This is a genomic window from Clostridium intestinale DSM 6191 (assembly GCF_900130055.1).
Classification (GTDB): domain Bacteria; phylum Bacillota; class Clostridia; order Clostridiales; family Clostridiaceae; genus Clostridium_T; species Clostridium_T intestinale.
This window is the reverse complement of the sequence record NZ_FQXU01000003.1, coordinates 234475-254525: the sequence shown is the minus strand read 5'-3', so window position 1 is coordinate 254525 and position 20051 is coordinate 234475. Positions and strand designations below refer to the sequence as shown.

Below are 20051 nucleotides of genomic sequence, written 5' to 3'. Positions count from 1 at the left end.
AAATCAACTAATCCTTGCATAATAGTTTCCTGATAAACTAATAATTTCATTTTCAAGTTGCAATTCAAATAATATACCATAAATTAGAGAAATGTCAATATTACATCTTCTAATTAAATCATTAATATGTATTGGATTCACTCCTATTTCTTTTAGTACTACCCCTTTTTCACCCGAAAAATTCTTACTTGAAGGATCTTTTGATGTTATATTTAGCTCCTTTAAGACATCTTGTACTTCATATAATGGATTAGCTCCATCTATTATTAGTCTATTTGAACCTTTAGCCTGAGGGTTTATAGGGTTTCCTGGAGATACAAATATTGTTTTTCCAAGATCTAAAGCGTATCCAGTAGTTATTAAGCTTCCACTTCTTTCAGCCGCTTCTGTAACAATTAATATTTCACATAATGCAGCAATTATTCTATTTCTTCTTGGAAAATTATAAGAAGCAGGTTTTTCATATGGTAAAAACTCTGATATAATTACTCCATTTTTTATAATATCATTATATAATTTGTAGTTTGATTTTGGATAGACTACATTTATACCACATCCAAGTACTGCACATGTAACACCATTACCTCTTAAAGCCCCTCTATGTGCTGCTGTATCTATTCCATACGCTCCCCCGCTTATTACCATGACTCCATTTTCAACTAACTCTTTTGATATATGTTCTGTTAACTGAGTTCCTTGCAAAGTGGCCTTTCTTGAACCAACTATAGATACTTTCTTATGAGACTTAATTTTAGAGATATCCCCTTTATAAAAAAGTACATATGGAGGCTCATAAACATGATATAATTCATCCATATAATCTTCATCTCTATAAAATACAGCACCAATATTATTCTTGTGCATAATATCTAATAGTTTTTCAACTTCTTCATCATTGACTCTTTTTATTCTGTCAGAATAATCTTCTTTTATATAATTTGATTTAGATATTTTATAAAGATTATAGATTTCCTCTTCATTATTATATCTGTCTTTTAAAAATCTTTTGCAACTCTCAGGCACATTTGAGATAGCCATCCAGATTTTATAAAACATTTCTTCTCTTTTCATATTTATATCACCTCACCATCTATAAATTTTCTATAGCTTAAAGCCTCATATATATGACTAGCTTTTAATGCTTCTTCTCCACTTAAGTCTGCTATAGTTCTTGATATTTTAAGTATTTTATAATATCCCCTCATTGATAAATTAAATTTATCATATATTGCTTCTAATTTATCTAAAGCCTCATTATCAACATTAAAAAGTCTCATTATATCCTTACTTTTTACATTAGCATTATGTTTAACTTTTTCATTTTGGTATCTTATAGTTTGTATCTCCGTAGCCGATTTTATATTTTTTATTATCTTTTTACTTAAAGCCTTCTGATTTTTAATATTTCTCTTACTTATATCAACTCTAGGAACATAAGTAAATATATCTATTCTATCTAGTATTGGTTTAGACAACTTACTTAAATATCTCTTTTTTTCTAAATCAGAACACATGCAATCCTTACTAAAGCTTAAATTCCAACCACAGGGGCATGGATTAAAGGCGGTTATTAACATAAAATTAGCTGGAAGCTTAACATTGTTATTTAGTCTACTTATTTGAACTTCTCTATTTTCAAGAGGTTCTCTCAGTTGGTTTATGCACTCTTTATTAAACTGCAAAAATTCATCTAAAAATAAAACACCATTATGAGCTAATGTTACTTCTCCAACTTTCCCTATGCCTCCACCTATAAGTGTTGCTGAAGTACAGGAATGGTGAGGATTTCTAAATGGTCTTCTCACATTTTTAAACATCTCTTCTGATATATCTGTTGTACTATATATTTTGAATATTTCAGCCGCCTCTTCATAGGACATTTCTGGTAGAATATTAGCTATTTTATTAGCTATTAAGGTTTTTCCTGCTCCTGGAGGGCCATAAAAAGATATATTATGAAAACCTGCTGCGGCAATTTCTGCTGCTCTAAGCACACTTTCCTGACCTATTATCTCACTTAAATCTTCTGAAGAGACTTTATTAATTTTGAAGGGTATTTTTTCAGAGGGAAGCTGATCTTTGTAAGTTAAATAATTTATTACACCTTTTAATTCATCAAAATCAAATATATCTCCCTTGTAGAAGAAACTGCTTTGATAAGAGTTTTCTCTTGGAATAATAAATTTATTAAATCCGCCATCTATTCCTGCCTCTAATATAGGAAATAATCCCTTTATCTCTTTTATGTCACCACTTAAGCTAAGTTCCCCTGCTATTAAATAATCTTCCACATGCTCTGCTTCAATTTGTCCACTTGAAATAAGTATGCCTATGCTCATAGGTAAGTCTAATAAAGAACCTATCTTCTTTAAGTTAGCAGGTGCTAGGTTTATTACTATTCTTCCTAGTGGAAACTTAAACCCTGAATTAACAATAGCCGCCCTAATTCTTTCTTTAGATTCTTTTATAGATTGATCCGCTAAACCTACTATGGTAAAAGAAGGCAAGCCTTTGAATATTTCTACCTCTACCTTTATAACAAAACCATTTAAATTATTTATTGTGGCACTATTTATAATTACCGCCATAAAACCACCTCTAAACTTTAATACTAATATTTTTCTACATTATTAACTTAAAAATATTTTTTTAGTCAATAATTTTAAAGGAGGTATAAAATTATGATAAATAAAAAATCTTTAGGAAATTACGGTGAGGATTTAGCTTGTGAATTTCTCATTAAGAAAGGCTATATAATATTAGAAAGAAATTTTAACTGTAGACTGGGAGAATTAGATATAATTTGTATGTATAGAGGACTTCTTGTTTTTATAGAGGTAAAATGTAGATATTCATTAAATTATGGCGTTGGAATTGAATCCATAAATTCTACAAAAGTTAAAAGAATTATATCATCCTCAAAGTTCTATATTCACCTTAAAAGTTTATACGACCTAAATGTTCGTTACGATATTATAAATATAGACTTAAATCTAGAAGAAAATAAAAAAAACATCCAACATTATGAGGATGCTTTTAGACTTTAATTAAGTATTTAATATATTTCTCAGGAAACTCATTCTGTGTATATCACAAGGACCATGGGTTTTAATTGCTTCAACATGTTTAGGTGTGCCATAACCTGCATTTTCATCAAAATTATATAGAGGATATTTTTTATGGTGTTCTTCCATAAGATTATCTCTATACACTTTAGCAATTATTGATGCACAAGCTATTGACGCACTTTTTGTATCCCCTTTTATAACCGCTTGATTTTTTACTTTTATTCCCTTAATCGGATATCCATCTGATAATATTAATTCTGGCTTTATTTTAAGATTATCACAAGCGTCTATGAATATCTTATTGTTGCAGACACCAATTCCTATATTATCTATCTGTTCATTTGTACATAAAGCTATTGAATAGGCAAGGGCTTTTTCCTTTATTTTTTCAGATAACTCTACTCTCTTTTCATGTGAAAGCTGCTTAGAATCTTTTATTTCTAATAATAAATCTTCAGTAGATGCATTTAAATCTAAAATCACAGCACAAGATACTATGGGACCTGCTAAAGGACCCCTTCCTACCTCGTCAACTCCTGCAACATACTTATAATCTCCAAATCCTTTATCAAAAGAATACATTCCTTGTACTCTTTTTATTTCCAATATGTGGTTTTCACATCTTTTTAGAAGTCTACTTCCTAAAGAAGATACATTTTTTCTTTTGTCCTTTATAAGATCCTCCATAAGAAACTTAAATTCTTCATTATTATAATAATCTTTAATTGATATATCTTTTAATAAATCATTTAAACTTTTATATGGAAGTTTATCTAAATCTTCATTAAATAAAAACATCATTACTCCTTTAAGGTAACTCTAAAGTTATATTACCTATTTTTCCACCTCTAAATTCATCTAATAATATTACAGAAATTCTATTGTAATTTATTTCTCCACCTGAGATTATACATCCTCTTTTTCTAGCTATCATATCCATATTTTCTAGAGGAGTTTCTTGTAGATTCTCAAGCTTATATCTTAGTTTTAGATTTTCAGGATAATTAGTTTGAAGTCTTTCTATTAATTTAAGCGCAAGTTCTTCAATATCCATAATTTCATCTTTTATAGCTCCAGTAAAAGCTAAATTTAAAGCAACTTCTTCATCCTCAAATTTAGGCCATAAAACTCCTGGTGTATCCATAAGTTCTACACCAATAGATGTTTTAATCCATTGTTTACTTTTTGTTACCCCTGGTCTATCACCTGTTTTAGCTATATTATTTTTTGCCATTTTATTAATAAATGTAGATTTTCCTACGTTAGGAATTCCAACAACCATTACTCTTGTAGTAATTTTTACCAAACCCTTAGCTCTTAATCTAGCGTGTTTTTCTTTTAGAAGTTCATCTAAAGCAGGTTTTATTGATCGTATCCCTTCGCCTTTCAAAGAATTTAAGGCAATTGCTTTTGTATTTCCTTTGGATAAAAATTCAATCCATTTTTTAGTTAACTGAACATCTGTTAAATCACTTTTATTAAGTATTATTAATCTGGGTTTATCTTTACATAAAACATCTATATCTGGATTGGCAGAAGCTCTAGGTATTCTGGCATCTCTTATTTCAACTACTACATCTACAAGTTTTAAATTTTCTTTTATTTCTCTTTTTGTCTTTACCATATGCCCTGGGAACCAATTTATAGCCATGATATCATCTCCTTTTTGTTAAAATCTATCTTTTATGTTTTAATATTAAAATGTATCTTCTTTAGTATTATCTAAACTCATTAAATTCTTTTATATTCTTAAAAATATAAGAATATAAGAAGAAATATTTTTAACTATATAACTATATATAGTGTTCATGCGGGTTTAGAGCATTTATTCATAATTCACAATTTTTTTCATGAATATTTTAAATTCTTTTTATAAATAAAAAAATGGAACTCTAAAGCCCCATTTTTAAGTTCAATTATTTCTTTATTAACTCTTTAACTTTAGCAGCTTTACCCACTCTGTCTCTTAAGTAGTAAAGTTTCGCTCTTCTTACTTTACCGTATCTTACGATTTCAACTTTTTCTATGATTGGGGAGTTAATTGGGAAAGTTCTTTCAACTCCAACTCCATAAGCTAATCTTCTTACTGTGAAAGTTTCTCTAGTTCCACCGTTTTGTTTCTTTATAACAGTTCCTTCGAATACTTGTATTCTTTCTCTGTTACCTTCTTTAACTTTTACGTGAACTTTTACAGTATCACCTATACTGAAGTTTGGTAAATCACTTCTTAATTGTTCTTGTTCTATTAATCTAATTATTTCGTTCATGTGCATTCCCTCCTAAATATTAATTTGACGTTCTTAACAAATTATTTTGCCAGAGGACCGCCCGTACTAGCACAACGATAATTGTAACATATGAAAATGCAATGTGCAACATAATTTTACAATCAGTTTTCTTTTAAAAGTTTTATATCCTCTTTTGATAAAGTTATTTTTTTAAACATATCTGCTCTTCGCTCTTTGGTTATTATTAAAGACTGCTTTCTTCTCCATTTTCGAATGTTTTCATGATGTCCTGATATTAATACGTCAGGTACCTTTTTTCCTTCAAATACTTCTGGTCTAGTATATTGAGGATACTCTAATAATCCATCATAAAAAGACTCCTCTTGATAACTTTCCTCTTTTCCAAGAACTCCTGGAATAAGTCTTACTATGCTATCTACAATAGGAATACAAGCCATTTCTCCACCAGTTAAAACAAAATCTCCAAGGGATATTTCCATATCTATATAATCATAGACTCTTTCATCTATCCCCTCATAATGTCCACATAAGAAAATAAGTTCACTCTCTTTTGATAACTCTTTAGCTAGGCTTTGATTAAATGTTTTTCCTTTTGGTCCTAAAAAAATCACTTTACCATTATTGCTTTTTTTTGTTTCTATTATGGAAGATACTATTGGTTGAGGTGCCATAACCATTCCAGCACCTCCACCATAAGGATAGTCATCAACTTTTTTATGTTTGTTTAAGCTATAATCTCTAATATTTATTGGCTTTATAGATAATATTTCTTTCTCTTGAGCCTTACCTATTATAGAGTGATTAAAGATATTAAACATATCAGGAAATAAAGTTAATATATTAATCTTCATCTTGCCATTCCTTCACAGGTTTAATGACTATCTTTTTATCTTCTACATTAATGTCTAATACTATTTCCTTAAGCACAGGAATTAATAATTCTTTTATCCCCTTAACCCAATAAACATCGTTACTTCCTGTTTTTATTACATCATAAACCTCACCTAATGGAGTTTCATCTGTATCAAATACAGAACAGCCTATTAAATCCGCTATAAAATAAGTATCCTTAGGTAACTTAACAGCATCTTCTCTAGATATTTTAAGATACTTTCCCTTAAGTCTAATAGCGTCATCCATAGTATCTACACCTTCAAGCTTCAATATAACACGATCTTTTTGGAATTTATAGCTAAGTATTTGTACCTCTTTGTTATCTATAATAACTTTTTTTAATTTTTTAAATCTCATAGGATCATCAGTTAATGGGAATACCTTAACTTCTCCCTTAACCCCATGAGTATTTACTATTTGACCAACATTTAAAAATTGTTCCAAGGATATTCCTCCTTAATTAAAAATAAAGAGCTAGGCCAATACCTAACTCTTATTAAATAATTTCTACTACTACTCTTTTGTTTTCTTTAACTGCTGCTGCTTTTACAACTGTTCTTATTGCTTTGGCTATTCTTCCTTGTTTTCCTATAACTTTACCCATGTCTTCTGGGGCAACCTTAAGTTCAAGGATAAGGGATTGCTCACCGGCAACCTCCTTAACTTCAACAGCATCTGGATTGTCAACTAAAGACTTGGCGATTATTTCTACTAAATCTTTCATATTGACTGCTAGGGATATCCTTAGCAGAGTTCACCTCCCAGATATTATTTGTTAATTCCTGCTTTAACGAATAACTTTTTAACTATATCAGTTGGTTGAGCACCATTACCTAACCATGCAGCTGCTTTATCAGCATCAATTTTGATTTCTGCTTCTGGTTTAGCTACTGGATTGTAGTATCCTATTTCTTCGATGAATCTACCATCTCTTGGACTTCTTGAGTCTGCAACTACTACTCTATAGAAAGGAGCTTTTTTTGCACCCATTCTTCTTAGTCTTATTTTTACTGCCATGCTTTTCACCTCCTTTAAAAGTTAAGGTATACTATTTCAAAAAGGGAAGATTACCAAATAATCCATTTTTGCCTTTTTTACCTTTTTTCATATTTTGAGTTAAACCCTTAAATTGCTTCATTTGTTTTCTCATAGCTTCGAAACCTTTAAGAAGTTTATTAAGTTCTTGTATGCTTGTTCCTGAACCATTTGCTATTCTCTTCTTTCTAGATGAAGATGATGAAACAAGCTGTGGATTTTTTCTTTCTTTTGATGTCATGGATTGAATTATAGCTTTAGATCTAGCCATTTGCTTTTCTCCAGCTTCCAAATCAACTCCTTCAAGTTGTTTAGAATTCATTCCAGGTATCATTTCTAAAACTTTATTTATAGGACCTAACTTATTCATTTGTTCCATTGCCATTAAGTAATCTTCAAAGTTAAAGTCCGAAGTTAACATTTTCTTTGATAAAGCTTCTGCATCTTCAGTGTCTATAGCTGCTTGAGCTTTTTCTATAAGAGATAATACATCTCCCATTCCTAATATTCTTGATGCCATTCTGTCAGGATAAAATACTTCTAAGTCGCTCATTTTTTCCCCAACACCAACAAATTTAATTGGTTTTTGAGTCATGCTTCTTATAGAAAGTGCAGCTCCACCTCTTGTGTCACCATCAAGTTTTGTTAAAATAACTCCTGATATGTCTAGAGAGTTATTAAAGGTTTCAGCTACATTTACTGCATCCTGTCCTGTCATAGAGTCTACTACTAATAATATTTCATTAGGTTTTACTCCTGACTTTATATCTTGTAGTTCTTCCATAAGAGTTTCATCTATATGAAGTCTACCAGCTGTATCTATTATAACTATATTATTACCATTTTCTCTTGCACTCTTTATACCAGCTTTAGCTATGTCTACTGGACTTATCTTGTCTCCCATAGTAAAGACTGGAATATCTATGCTTTTACCTACAACCTCAAGTTGTTTTATAGCTGCTGGTCTATAAACGTCACAAGCTACTAATAGAGGTTTTTTATTTTTCTTTCTTAAGGATAAAGCTAACTTACCACACATGGTAGTTTTACCTGCCCCTTGAAGTCCTACAAGCATAATTACTGTTGGACCTGCATCAGCATAAGATATCTTGCTTTCAGCTGTACCCATTAATTCTGTTAATTCATCATTAACTATTTTTATTACTTGTTGTCCTGGAGTTAAACTTCCTAAAACTTCTTCTCCAACACATTTTTCACTAACTTTTGATATAAAAGATTTTACTACCTTAAAGTTAACATCTGCTTCTAATAGAGCAAGCTTAACTTCTCTCATGGCTTCTTTTATATCTTTTTCATTTAATTTTCCTTTTCCTCTTAGCTTTTTTAAAGCGTCTTGCAACTTTTCTGATAAACCTTCAAAAGCCATGACAAACCTCCTATAGACTATTTATATTCTCAAAAATTTTACCCATATAATCTATGATTTCATCTGATGCATTAAATTTCTCTTTTAGATCTTTTATAGCATCTTTAGTTATGTTAATTCTTGAATTATTTTTACTCATCAATTGAAGCTTTTTCTCATATTCTAATAAAATCTTATAACATCTTTTTATTAAATCATGAGTAGCCTGCCTTGAGGTTTCATTTATCTCAGATATCTCCGAAAGAGAAAAGTCTTCATTATAATAAAGATCCATTATATTCTTCTGCTTTGGAGTCAATAAATTGCCGTAGTGATCTAGCAGAATAGAAACTTCAAACCTGTCTTCCATATAACCACCTTACCTACCTAAATGATAATAACAGATAAAAATAATGGTGTCAAGTATTTTTACTTAACACCATAAAATTTAAAATAAAGCTTCAACAAAACCTTCAGCATCAAACTCTTGAAGGTCATCAATACCTTCACCTACACCAATATATCTCACTGGAACATTTAAATGTTGTTTGATAGAAATTACAACTCCACCTTTAGCTGTTCCATCTAATTTAGTTAATATTATGCCATCAATAGGGCATACCTCTTTAAATTGTTTAGCCTGAATAACAGCATTTTGACCTGTGGTTGCATCTAATACTAAAAGAGTTTCCCTTTCAGTATCTCCCATTTCCCTGTCTATAACTCTATTTATCTTTTCAAGCTCATTCATAAGATTTTTTTTGTTATGAAGTCTTCCAGCTGTATCTATTAATAATCTATTTACTTTTCTAGACTTTGCAGCTTGTAGAGCATCATACACAACTGCTGCTGGGTCAGATCCTTCTTGATGTTTAACAATATCAACCCCTGATCTTTTGCTCCATATTTCTAACTGGTCTATAGCTGCTGCTCTAAAAGTATCTGCTGCTGCTAATAAAACCTTTTGTCCTTCATTTTTCATTTTAGATGAAAGTTTTCCAATAGAAGTAGTTTTTCCTACTCCATTTACACCTATAATTAAAATTATTTTATTATCAGGTTCTTTTTTATCTTCAACATCTTTTAGAAGCATATCTCTAATAACTTCCTTAAGAGCTGGTCTAACCATCTGTGGATCTGCAATTTTTTCTTTTCTTATTTTTGCTCTTAGCTCTTCTATTATATCCATTGTGGTTTCCATACCTATATCTGAAGTAATTAGTATTTCTTCTAATTCTTCATATAAATCTTCATCAATGGTTACAGCAAGATTTAATACCTCATTTATTTTATCTGTAAAATTATCTCTTGTTTTACTTAAGCCTTGTTTTAGTTTGTCAAAAATTCCTCCAAACACTGCGTATCCTCCTATCTGCCTTGTAAATTTACTGAAACTATTTTAGATATTCCTTTTTCCTCCATAGTAACCCCGTACATTATGTCTGATGCTTCCATAGTACCCTTTCTATGCGTAACTACTATAAATTGAATGTTTTCAGAGAACTTTCTTAAAAATTCTGCATATCTATATACATTTGCATCATCTAAAGCTGCTTCTATTTCATCTAATATACAAAATGGAGTTGGTTTCATCTTAAGTATACCAAATAATAATGCAATTGCTGATAAAACTTTCTCTCCACCAGACATAAGATTTATATTTTGAACTTTTTTTCCTGGGGGCTGAACGTTAATTTCTATATTTGAAGTTAATTCATCACCTTCTCCAAGTATAAGTTCTGCACTTCCACCTTTAAATAATTCTCTAAAGGTTTCACTAAAATATCCATTTAATATCTTAAAGTTCTCTATAAATACCTCTTTCATTTTTGAGGTCATGTCACTTATAACTTCTAATAAGTCTTCTTTTGCTTTTTCTAAATCTTCTTTTTGACTACTCATAAAAGTATATTTTTCTTTAACTTCTTTATATTCTTCAATAGCACCAACATTAACAACTCCAAGAGCTGTAATTTGACTTTTCAATGTTGTTATTTCTCTTTTATGGTCAACTTCGTTTATAACATCATTAGCTTTTTCAAAAGCTTCTGCATAAGTTAAAGAAAATTCTTCATTTAATCTGTTATAATAATTTTCTTTTTCTATATCATATTTAGCTTTACCCATCTCTAATTTATGATATTCATTTTCTGATTTTTGAAGAATTTGATTTAATTCATCAACTTCAGTTTGTACCTTGTTCATATTTTCTTTTATAGAAATTCTTTTGATTTCACTTTGCTTCCATATTTCTTCAAACTTTTCTACTAAAGACCTTAAGTTCTCTATTTCTTTAGTGTTTTTATCTATATCTTCGTTAGATATCTTTTTAGTAGCTATACCATTTTTTATAGAGGTTTCTATTTCCCTTACTCTATTTACACAGGAATTTTGTTCTTCTTCTAACCTATTTAATTCTCTAAGTTTACCTGATATAAATTCTTCTAAAGAAGCCTTTTTTATTCTATTATCAGTTATTTCATCACGATTTTCAGTTATTGAAGCCTTTGCATCTTTTAAGTTTTCTTCAATTGATTTTATTAAAACCTTATTATCTTCCTTACTTTCAGAAGTTTTAATAATAATCTCTTTTATAACTTTAAAATTATCATTTAATTCTAACTGTTCTTTAATTAATCCCTCATATTTAACTTCTATATCTTCTATTGAACTTTGCAATTTTAGTTCTTCATTTTGAATGTTTTTAATTTCATTTTGAAGTTTTGCAATTTCTATATTATTAAAATGAATTTGATCTCTTTTATTTAAATTATCCTCATCTAATTTTTTAAGATTCTCTCTTAATGAAACCAGTTCAGTTTTCAACTTTTCTGATTCCTCTTCTAAAGATGCATATCTTATCTTTAACTCTTCAAGTTCTCTTTTTCTGCTTATTATAGAGCTGTTTTTCCCTCCATAGTTTCCACCTGTTAATGCTCCACCTGGATTAACAATTTCTCCAGTTAAGGTAACTATCTTATAAGAGTAAGAGGTTTCCTTTGCAACCCTTAAGGCTCCATCCATAGTATCTGTTATTATAGTTCTTCCTAAAGAATAATTAATAGCATTATCGTATTTTTTATCATAACTAATTAAGTCAGAAGCTAATCCAATATACCCTTGAATTTTGGTTATTCTTTCGTTTATTGAAGCCTTTTTCCCCTTTATTATAGATAAAGGTAAAAAGGTGGCTCTTCCTAGTTTGTTATCCTTCAAATAATTAATTAATCTCTTTGCTATAACTTCATCTTCAGTAATAATATTAGAAATAGTTCCTCCTAAGGCAATTTCAATGGCTGTTTCTAAATTTTTAGGAACAGAAATAATTTCACCGAGGATTACACACTTATCGCTTAAATTCCCAATACTACCTTTAGACATATGCTCCATAAGAAGCTTTACAGATTTATTATATCCTTCAAAATGCTTTTCTAAATTATTAAGCATTTTATAAGTTGCATCTGTTCTATTTATCTCTATGTTTATTTCTCTATACTTTTTTTCATTTGCATTTAAATTTCCTTGAAGTTTTGTCATAGAGTTTTTATTTTCTAGTATTTCTTTATCTAAAATTTCTGTTTTTTCCTTAAACTTCTCTACTTTTTCATTTATCATTAGTCGAGTAGAGTAATTAATAGCTATTGAGCTACTTAAATTTTCTTTATCCGTTTTAAGGTTAACTATTCTTTCCTTAATTGTTTCAATAGAATTCTCTATTATATTATTTTCTTTTTCTAGTTCTGCAACTTTTTTATAGGTATCAATTTCTTGTTGTTTTAAACTATTTACCTTATCTTCTTCTTTAGATATTTCTTCTAAAAAAATGTTTGTTTCTTTATCTAAATTCTTTATAACTTCTTCTATTTTTGATATATTTTCTTTTTCCTTACTTATCTCTTCTAAAAGTGCAACCTTACTTTTTTTAAGTTCTTCACTTTTTTCTAAAAGACTTATCTTTTCTTTATTATTATTTTCTATAAGTTCTTCTATGTTTGTAATTCTTTCTTTTAAAATCCCAATTTCAGAATTAAGTTCCCCTATTTTCTCTTTTCCTTGAAAGTACTCAATTCTTTCTTGATTTGTTTGACTATCTATCTTCTCAATTTCATTTTGATAGATATTTAATTTACTTCTTTTATCTTTTATTTCTTCTCTTAAAGAATTGTTTTTCATTTCTATATCATATATATTTTCAGCATATACTTTTATATTTTTTTCTATGTTATTTATATGATATATGAGTAAGTCAATTTCTTTTTCCTTTAGTGAATTTGAAAAATCAATAAACTTTTCAGCCTTTATACATTCTATCTCTAAAGGCTCTATACGTTCCTCATAAGTAGATATTATGTCATTAATTCTAATTAAGTTTTCATCTGTATTAGCTAATTTTTTTTCTGATTCATCTCTTCTAGATTTAAACTTAACAATACCAGCTGCCTCTTCTAATAAAGATCTTCTCTCATCAGCTTTACCACTTAAGATTGCGTCAATTTTACCTTGTCCAATTAAAGAATACCCTTCTTTACCTATACCAGTATCCATAAATAAAGTAGTTATATCCTTTAACCTGCATTGAGAGTTATTAATAAGATATTCACTCTCTCCAGATCTATATATTCTTCTTGTTATAGTTACATCTGAATAGTCTAAAGGTAATTCCTTATCATAATTATCTAAAGTTAAAGATACTTGTGCTACTCCCACAGGTTTTCTATAATGGGTTCCTGCAAAAATAACATCCTCCATCTTACCGCCTCTTAAGGTTTTAATGCTTTGCTCACCCAAAACCCATCTAACAGCATCAGAAATATTACTTTTACCACTCCCATTAGGTCCAACAACAGCAGTAACCCCTTTATCAAATTTTAATTCTGTTTTGTCTGCAAAGGATTTAAATCCTCTTATTTCTAACGACTTTAAAAACATATAGCACTCCTTATCTTAAAACCATTGGAAGTAAACCAATTAAGAAAGTAATAATAATAAAAATAACTAATATATATTGAGCTTTTTCCCTAGTTTTCTTTTTCATTATAAACACTCCATTCTTTAATAAGTTTAAATTAATCTAATAAAAAAGTAAATATTAAACAATAGTATTTAAGCCCTTTGGCTAACCATAGGGCTTAAATTTCTAAATTTGTACGTTTCTACGTTTGTAAATTTCTAAATTTCTAAATTTCTAAAAGTTCATTAAATTCCTGAGCTTTAATAAAAAGGGTTCCCCTTTTTATATTTTCATTAACAGCTACATTTATATTTTTAAATTCTTTTTTCATTTCATTGAAATATGTTTTTTTATTTGCATAAAGTTTAGATAAATCTCTTGAATTTATTTCTATAGTTATATCTGCTCCAATTTCATGCTTTTTAGAAATTAGTTTATCTTTTATAATCTTGCTTTCTACAAGCTCTCTAAAGGCTGGATGGAATGGACCTGCTATCATATCTTTTCCCTCAGTAATATTATCGGTAGGTTGTAGACCTATTCTTATAACTTGAACATTATTATTTTTATAATGTTCATAAACTTTTCCTATTACTTCAACAGCATCATCTAAAGAATATGGTTTATAAATCCCTCTATTATACATAAGCTCCATAGGAGTGTCTTTTATAACTAAGGCTGGATATATTCTTGCAATATCAGGTTTCATCTCTATGGATTTCAAAACGGATTTAATATCCTTTTCAAACGTATCATGAGGTAAACCTATCATAAGTTGATGCCCTAAAGTAAATCCATATTCCTTTATTAATTTAGAGGCTTTTTCAACATCACAAACATCATGACCTCTTCCAGAATATTTTAAAACCTCTTCATCTAATGATTGAACTCCTAGTTCAATAATGTCTACTCCGTAGTCTTTTAAGTAATCTAATATGTATGTGCTTATATAATCAGGTCTTGTGCTTAATCTAATATATTTTATGTAACCTTTATCCTTATACCCCTTAGCTACACTAAGAAGTTCTTTTTGCTTCTCCTCTTTTATAGCTGTAAAAGTTCCTCCAAAAAAAGATACTTCAACTGTTGAGTTTTTATAATCTATTGTCGTTAGGTATTCCTCTATTATAGAAACTGCTGTTTCTCTAGTAACTTGTTCTTCCTTACCTGTTATCTTTGACTGATTACAAAACACACAATCATGAGGACAACCTTCGTGAGGAACAAATAGTGGGATTATATAATGTTTTTTACTCATGGTCATCCCCCAAAACACTTAAAGCATGTCTAGCTGCATTTTGCTCAGCCTCTTTTTTTGAATAACCTTCTCCATACCCCATGTCTTCACTATTAATAAGAACCTTAGTAAAGAATTTTCTCCTGTGAGGAGGACCTTCAAATTTTATAAGATCATAACTTATATCAATTTCCCCCTGTTTTTGAAGAAGTTCTTGTAACTTTGTTTTAAAATCTAAAACAATTTCATTTTTAATAGCCTTTTCTATTATATCGTTAAAATTATTAAGGATGAATTCTTTAGCAAACTCTATTCCCTTATCCAGATATATAGCAGCTATTACCGCCTCTACACAGTCTGCTTGTAATGCTGTTCTTTCTCTTCCGCCAGTCATCTCTTCCCCTTTACTCATCTTGATAAAGTTTGAAAGACCTAAACTTTGTGCTACTTGAAATAAAGAATTTTCACATACAATTAAACTTCTGATTTTCGTTAACTCACCTTCACTTTTGTCTTTGAACTTTTTATACAAATATTCAGTAATAGTTAGCTGTAAAACAGCATCTCCTAAAAACTCCAGTCTTTCATTGTGCTCAAAGTTCTTATACTGGTGAGCGTAAGAAGAATGGGTAAATGCTGTGTCTATAAGCCTCTTGTTTTCAAAAACAATTCCATTTCTAACTTCAAAGTCTCTTATATTCATAAATATCTCTCCTTGAAGTTTATTCTTCAATTTGCTGAATTAACAAATTCAAGAATAAACTAGATTAAAATTAAAATCCCGCCATAGCGGGATATTGTTTATTCTTCAGTTTGTGATTTAATATAATCTACTACATCACCAACAGTTACAAACTTTTCTGCTTCTTCGTCTGGTATTTCCATTTCAAGCTCATCTTCTAATGCCATAATTAGCTCAACTATATCAAGTGAATCTGCACCTAAGTCTTCTATAAATGATGATTCTTTTGTTATATCGTCTCCATTAACACTTAGCTTATCAGCTATAATTTCTTTAACTTTATCAAACACCATAAATATCACCTCCACTTCTGTCTATTTAGATAATATTATATATAGATTTACACGTCAATATTCTATATTTTAAATATGATTTTTTTGCTAATAATTAAGTAAATTGCTTTATTATTTCTGAATTTCTAATTTAATCTTATTTAAAATATCATTTTCACAGAAAATTTTCCCTTGCCTAATAGCATTTTTGAAGGCTCTGCCATCAGAACTTCCATGAGCTTTTATACATACACCATCAACACCTAAAAAAGGTGCCCCACCTTCTTCTTTATAATCAAAACGTTTTTTTATTGTTTTAAACACTGGTATTAAAAATACTGCTCCTATTTTACTTAACAAAGATGAGTTTATTTCATCCTTTATTATTCCTAACAAAGTGGATGCAACCCCTTCATAAGTTTTAAGCAATGTATTTCCAACAAAGCCATCACAAACTAGGACATTTACATCTCCTTTTGAAGCTTCTCTTGGTTCAACGTTTCCTATAAAGTTAATAGACATATCTTTTAAAAGAGGATATGCAGCCTTTGTAAGCTCATTTCCTTTTCCTTCTTCTGTTCCTATATTGACCAATCCTACTGAGGGCTTAGTTACACCCATAACATTTTTATAGTATATTTCTCCCATTAAAGCAAATTGAGGTAGATAATGAGGTTTTGAGTCTACATTAGCTCCTGCATCTACCACCATAAAACGTCCGTTTTTACCTGGCATAATAGGTGCAAGTACAGGTCTCTCTATCCCTTTTATTCTTCCTACAATCAATGTACAACCTGCTAAAAAGGCTCCTGTACTCCCTGCAGAAATAATTCCATCACACTCTCCACTTTTAACCAAGTTAAGAGCTTTTACTAAACTAGAATTTTTTTTCTTTCTAAGAGCCATAACCGGATGTTCATCTGGTGTTATGACTTCAGTACAATCAACAATTTTAAGTCTCTTCTCATCATAGGTATAATTAGATAATACTTCTTTTATTTTTTCTTCTGGTCCAGTTATGTATATTTGTTCTATGTCTTTAAATTCGTTTAAAGCCTCAACTACACCTTCAACAACTGCTTTAGGAGCATTGTCTCCGCCCATACCATCAACAACAAATTTCATAAATTACACCTCTTTTATTTGTATATAAAGAAAAGAAAGTCATATGACTTTCTTTAGTTTTCAGAAGCAACAACTTCTTTTCCTTTGTAATATCCGCATTTTTTACATACTCTGTGAGCAAGTTTCATTTCATGACATTGTGGACATTCAACTATTCCAGGAGCACTTACTTGGAAAGTTTGCGCTCTTCTTGAATCTCTTTTAGCTCTATAAGTTTTTCTAGCTGGATTTCCCATTATTACACCTCCTTATCAGTGAAAAAGCTTTTTAAGACTTCTAGTCTAGAATCAACTTCCAAATTCTCGCAATTACATTTATGATGATTTAAGTTAATTCCACAACTGTGACAAAGACCTTTACAACTCTCACTGCAAAGTCTCTTAATAGGCAAGGTTGATATAATACTATTTATAACTACTTCAGCGATATCTACGACATCACCTTCTACAAGGATAATATCCTCAGTCTCTATAGTAGATTTATTTGTAAACTTTTCATTTAAAGTAGTATCTACCTCAAATGAAAAGTTTTCTAAACACCTTGAACAAGAATCTTCTAAAACAGTATTAACCTTTAGGTTAAGTTCTAAAATATCCTCAAATGCCTTCATTTCACCATGAATACTTATATCTTTTAATGGAGTTATTAAACCACCCTCAAATTCAAAAGGTTCTTGATGAATTTCACAGTTAATTTGTTTTTTCTTTTCTCTCTTACTAAAGATTTCTGAAAGTTTAATTATCATAACTTCACCCACACTCCTTAGTAATATATTTCAACATAACCACAATTTATTATATAGAGGCAACTAATAAAAGTCAAGTAGCTTAAGGGAAATATTTTATACTAAAGCTAATGTATCTTTAGCTATCATAAGCTCTTCATTAGTTGGGATAACAAAAGCTTTAACTTTAGATCCTTCTTTTGTAATCTCTGCAAATTTTCCTCTAACCTTATTTTTATCTTTATCAAAATCTACTCCAAGGAAGTCAAATCCTTCTAGTATACTTTCTCTCATTTCAACTGAGTTTTCTCCAACTCCTGCTGTAAATACTATAGCATCTACACCACCCATAATAGCAGCATATGAACCTATATATTGTTTAACTCTATAAACAAACATATCTAAAGCAATGTTAGATCTATGTTCTTTTTTATTCCATGCAGCATCTTCTACATCTCTAAAGTCAGAACTAACTCCTGATACTCCTAAAACTCCTGATTTTTTGTTTAGTATATCATCAACTTCGCTAGCTGAATATCCTAATTCTTTTATTAAGTAAGTAACTACAGCTGGATCCATATCTCCAGTTCTTGTTCCCATAACTAATCCTTGAAGAGGAGTAAATCCCATACTTGTATCTACAGATTCACCATTTTTAACTGCAGAAACAGAAGCTCCATTTCCTAAGTGACAGTTTACAATTTTTAATTCTTTTATATCTTTTCCCATAGCTTCAGCAGCCTTCATTGATACATACTTATGTGATGTTCCATGGAAGCCGTATTTTCTTATATGATGATCTTTATATAATTCATATGGAAGTGCATAAAGATATGCTTTTTCTGGCATAGTTTGGTGGAATGCAGTATCAAATACTCCAACCATTGGTGTGTTTGGCATTAAAGCCTTACATGCATTTATTCCTATTATGTTTGGTGGGTTATGAAGTGGTGCTAATTTTGCACATTCTTCTAATTGTTTCATTACATCTTCATCTATAACTACAGATGCAGCATATTTTTCTCCACCATGAACAACTCTATGTCCTACAGCTTCTATTTCATCCATAGATTTAATTACACCATGATCTTTATCAACTAATGCAGCAAGCACAAGTTTTATTGCATCTTGATGATCTTTCATAGCTTCTTCAACTATATATTTTTCTCCGTTAGCCTTTTGAGTTAATATAGATCCTTCTATCCCTATTCTCTCAACTAGACCTGTAGCTAAAGCTTCTTCTGTTTTCATGTCTATAAGTTGATATTTCAATGAGGAACTTCCACAGTTTATAACTAATATGTTCATTTTATTTCTCCTTTATTTCACTATTATTTTGTACTTTGAGCTTGAACAGCCGTTAATGCAACAACATTTACTATATCTTCTGAGCTACATCCTCTAGATAAGTCATTTATAGGTTTTGCAAAACCTTGACAAATAGGTCCTATAGCTTCAGCATTAGCAAATCTTTGAACTAATTTATATCCTATATTTCCAGCTTGTAAATCTGGGAATATTAATACATTAGCTCTACCTGATACTGGACTGTTTGGTGCTTTTTGCTCTGCAACTTTTTGTACTATAGCTGCATCTAATTGCATTTCTCCATCAATTAATAAATCTGGTCTTAACTCTTTTGCTTTTGCAGTTGCATTTCTTACCTTATCTACAACTTCATGATCTGCTGATCCCATTGTTGAAAATGATAGCATTGCAACTCTTGGATCTATTTTGCAAAGATTTTTTGCTGTATCAGCTGTAGCTATAGCTATAGCTGCTAATTGATCCGCGCTTGGGTTTGGGTTAACTGCACAGTCTGAGAATAATAACATTCCTTCTTCGCCGTATTGTGAACCTGGTACCATCATGATAAAGAAACTTGATACTACTGAAACTCCAGGTGCAGTTTTTATTATCTGAAGACCTGGTCTTAATAAATCTCCAGTTGTGTGTACTGCTCCTGAAACCATTCCATCTGCATCATTTAATTTTACCATCATAGTTCCAAAGTATAATGGATCTCTAACTATCTTATCAGCTTTCTCCATTGTCATACCTTTACTTTTTCTAATCTCGTAGAAAGCAGTAATATATTCATTTAGTTTAGATGAAGTATCTGGATCTTGTATTTCAACACCCTCCAAATTAACTCCTAAACTTTCGGCTTTCTTATTTATTTTATCAAGGTTGCCTACAAGAACAACATCAGCAAGTCCTAGCTCATGTATTCTTTGAGCTGCAACTACTGTTCTATCCTCGTCTCCTTCTGGAAGCACAATTCTCTTTCTATCTGCCTGTGCTAATCCCCATATTTTTTCCATAAGTTCCATGTTCATTTCTCCTTTCAATAGCCACACTGTACTACACACTTACTAATATACTCCT

Annotated in this window: 23 protein-coding genes; 1 reads left to right on the top strand and 22 read right to left on the bottom strand. The window is 30.1% G+C overall.

Going from position 1 to position 20051, the window contains the following annotated elements:
• Positions 1 to 3 precede the first annotated feature (3 nt).
• Both dprA and BUA92_RS01425 read right to left on the bottom strand, forming a co-directional pair.
• Complete coding sequence (gene dprA, locus BUA92_RS01430; RefSeq protein ID WP_083553361.1) at positions 4 to 1071, bottom strand: DNA-processing protein DprA; 1068 nt, start codon at positions 1069 to 1071, stop codon at positions 4 to 6.
• Positions 1072 to 1073: 2 nt separating this feature from the next.
• Positions 1074 to 2588: a YifB family Mg chelatase-like AAA ATPase gene (locus tag BUA92_RS01425; RefSeq protein WP_073015970.1), complete on the bottom strand. Its 1515-nt coding sequence runs from the start codon at positions 2586 to 2588 to the stop codon at positions 1074 to 1076.
• Positions 2589 to 2681: 93 nt separating this feature from the next.
• On the opposite strand from BUA92_RS01425, the gene BUA92_RS01420 reads away from it, so the two are divergent.
• Positions 2682 to 3047 (top strand): YraN family protein, encoded by a 366-nt coding sequence (locus tag BUA92_RS01420; RefSeq protein ID WP_073015969.1) that lies wholly within the window; start codon positions 2682 to 2684, stop codon positions 3045 to 3047.
• Here the strand turns inward: BUA92_RS01420 and BUA92_RS01415 are convergent, their stop codons facing one another.
• The 20 genes from BUA92_RS01415 to pta form a co-directional block, all read right to left on the bottom strand.
• A complete protein-coding gene (locus BUA92_RS01415) occupies positions 3048 to 3866 on the bottom strand; it encodes a ribonuclease HII (RefSeq protein WP_073015968.1) in 819 nt (272 codons plus the stop codon).
• A gap of 10 nt (positions 3867 to 3876) precedes the next feature.
• Positions 3877 to 4719, bottom strand: coding sequence for a ribosome biogenesis GTPase YlqF (gene ylqF / locus BUA92_RS01410; RefSeq protein ID WP_021802121.1), 843 nt, complete (start codon positions 4717 to 4719; stop codon positions 3877 to 3879).
• A gap of 265 nt (positions 4720 to 4984) precedes the next feature.
• On the bottom strand, positions 4985 to 5335 hold the full coding sequence (rplS, locus tag BUA92_RS01405) for a 50S ribosomal protein L19 (RefSeq protein WP_021802122.1): 351 nt from the start codon (positions 5333 to 5335) through the stop codon (positions 4985 to 4987).
• 122 nt (positions 5336 to 5457) lie between these two features.
• Positions 5458 to 6168, bottom strand: coding sequence for a tRNA (guanosine(37)-N1)-methyltransferase TrmD (gene trmD / locus BUA92_RS01400; protein ID WP_073015967.1), 711 nt, complete (start codon positions 6166 to 6168; stop codon positions 5458 to 5460).
• On the bottom strand, positions 6158 to 6655 hold the full coding sequence (gene rimM, locus BUA92_RS01395) for a ribosome maturation factor RimM (RefSeq protein ID WP_073015966.1): 498 nt from the start codon (positions 6653 to 6655) through the stop codon (positions 6158 to 6160). The genes trmD and rimM overlap by 11 nt, the downstream gene beginning before the upstream one ends.
• 52 nt (positions 6656 to 6707) lie before the next feature.
• A complete protein-coding gene (locus BUA92_RS01390; protein ID WP_021802125.1) occupies positions 6708 to 6935 on the bottom strand; it encodes a KH domain-containing protein in 228 nt (75 codons plus the stop codon).
• A 44-nt stretch (positions 6936 to 6979) separates the two neighbouring features.
• Positions 6980 to 7228 carry a 30S ribosomal protein S16 gene (rpsP, locus tag BUA92_RS01385; RefSeq protein ID WP_021802126.1) on the bottom strand — a complete coding sequence of 83 codons (249 nt, stop codon included), beginning with the start codon at positions 7226 to 7228 and terminating at the stop codon, positions 6980 to 6982.
• A 31-nt stretch (positions 7229 to 7259) separates the two neighbouring features.
• A complete protein-coding gene (ffh, locus tag BUA92_RS01380; protein WP_073015965.1) occupies positions 7260 to 8633 on the bottom strand; it encodes a signal recognition particle protein in 1374 nt (457 codons plus the stop codon).
• Between the two features lie 10 nt (positions 8634 to 8643).
• On the bottom strand, positions 8644 to 8982 hold the full coding sequence (locus tag BUA92_RS01375) for a putative DNA-binding protein (RefSeq protein WP_073015964.1): 339 nt from the start codon (positions 8980 to 8982) through the stop codon (positions 8644 to 8646).
• Between the two features lie 78 nt (positions 8983 to 9060).
• Positions 9061 to 9969 carry a signal recognition particle-docking protein FtsY gene (ftsY, locus tag BUA92_RS01370; RefSeq protein WP_073015963.1) on the bottom strand — a complete coding sequence of 303 codons (909 nt, stop codon included), beginning with the start codon at positions 9967 to 9969 and terminating at the stop codon, positions 9061 to 9063.
• 11 nt (positions 9970 to 9980) lie between these two features.
• Positions 9981 to 13541 (bottom strand): chromosome segregation protein SMC, encoded by a 3561-nt coding sequence (gene smc / locus BUA92_RS01365; protein ID WP_073015962.1) that lies wholly within the window; start codon positions 13539 to 13541, stop codon positions 9981 to 9983.
• 10 nt (positions 13542 to 13551) lie between these two features.
• Complete coding sequence (locus BUA92_RS23460; RefSeq protein WP_197283172.1) at positions 13552 to 13647, bottom strand: DUF4044 domain-containing protein; 96 nt, start codon at positions 13645 to 13647, stop codon at positions 13552 to 13554.
• A gap of 142 nt (positions 13648 to 13789) precedes the next feature.
• The gene (locus tag BUA92_RS01360) at positions 13790 to 14821 is read right to left on the bottom strand and encodes an elongator complex protein 3 (RefSeq protein WP_073015961.1); all 1032 of its coding nucleotides are present in this window, start codon (positions 14819 to 14821) and stop codon (positions 13790 to 13792) included.
• Positions 14814 to 15503: a ribonuclease III gene (rnc, locus tag BUA92_RS01355; protein WP_073015960.1), complete on the bottom strand. Its 690-nt coding sequence runs from the start codon at positions 15501 to 15503 to the stop codon at positions 14814 to 14816. Before rnc ends, BUA92_RS01360 begins: the two co-directional genes overlap by 8 nt.
• A gap of 98 nt (positions 15504 to 15601) precedes the next feature.
• Entirely contained in the window at positions 15602 to 15835 is a 234-nt protein-coding gene (gene acpP, locus BUA92_RS01350) for an acyl carrier protein (RefSeq protein WP_021802133.1), read from the bottom strand.
• A gap of 111 nt (positions 15836 to 15946) precedes the next feature.
• Positions 15947 to 16939, bottom strand: a complete 993-nt coding sequence (gene plsX, locus BUA92_RS01345) for a phosphate acyltransferase PlsX (RefSeq protein WP_073015959.1) — start codon at positions 16937 to 16939, stop codon at positions 15947 to 15949.
• A 53-nt stretch (positions 16940 to 16992) separates the two neighbouring features.
• Positions 16993 to 17175 (bottom strand): 50S ribosomal protein L32, encoded by a 183-nt coding sequence (gene rpmF, locus BUA92_RS01340; protein ID WP_021802135.1) that lies wholly within the window; start codon positions 17173 to 17175, stop codon positions 16993 to 16995.
• Positions 17176 to 17177: 2 nt separating this feature from the next.
• Positions 17178 to 17684, bottom strand: a complete 507-nt coding sequence (locus BUA92_RS01335; protein ID WP_073015958.1) for a YceD family protein — start codon at positions 17682 to 17684, stop codon at positions 17178 to 17180.
• 96 nt (positions 17685 to 17780) lie between these two features.
• Complete coding sequence (locus BUA92_RS01330) at positions 17781 to 18971, bottom strand: acetate kinase (protein ID WP_021802137.1); 1191 nt, start codon at positions 18969 to 18971, stop codon at positions 17781 to 17783.
• 23 nt (positions 18972 to 18994) lie between these two features.
• A complete protein-coding gene (pta, locus tag BUA92_RS01325) occupies positions 18995 to 19996 on the bottom strand; it encodes a phosphate acetyltransferase (protein WP_073015957.1) in 1002 nt (333 codons plus the stop codon).
• Positions 19997 to 20051 lie beyond the last annotated feature (55 nt).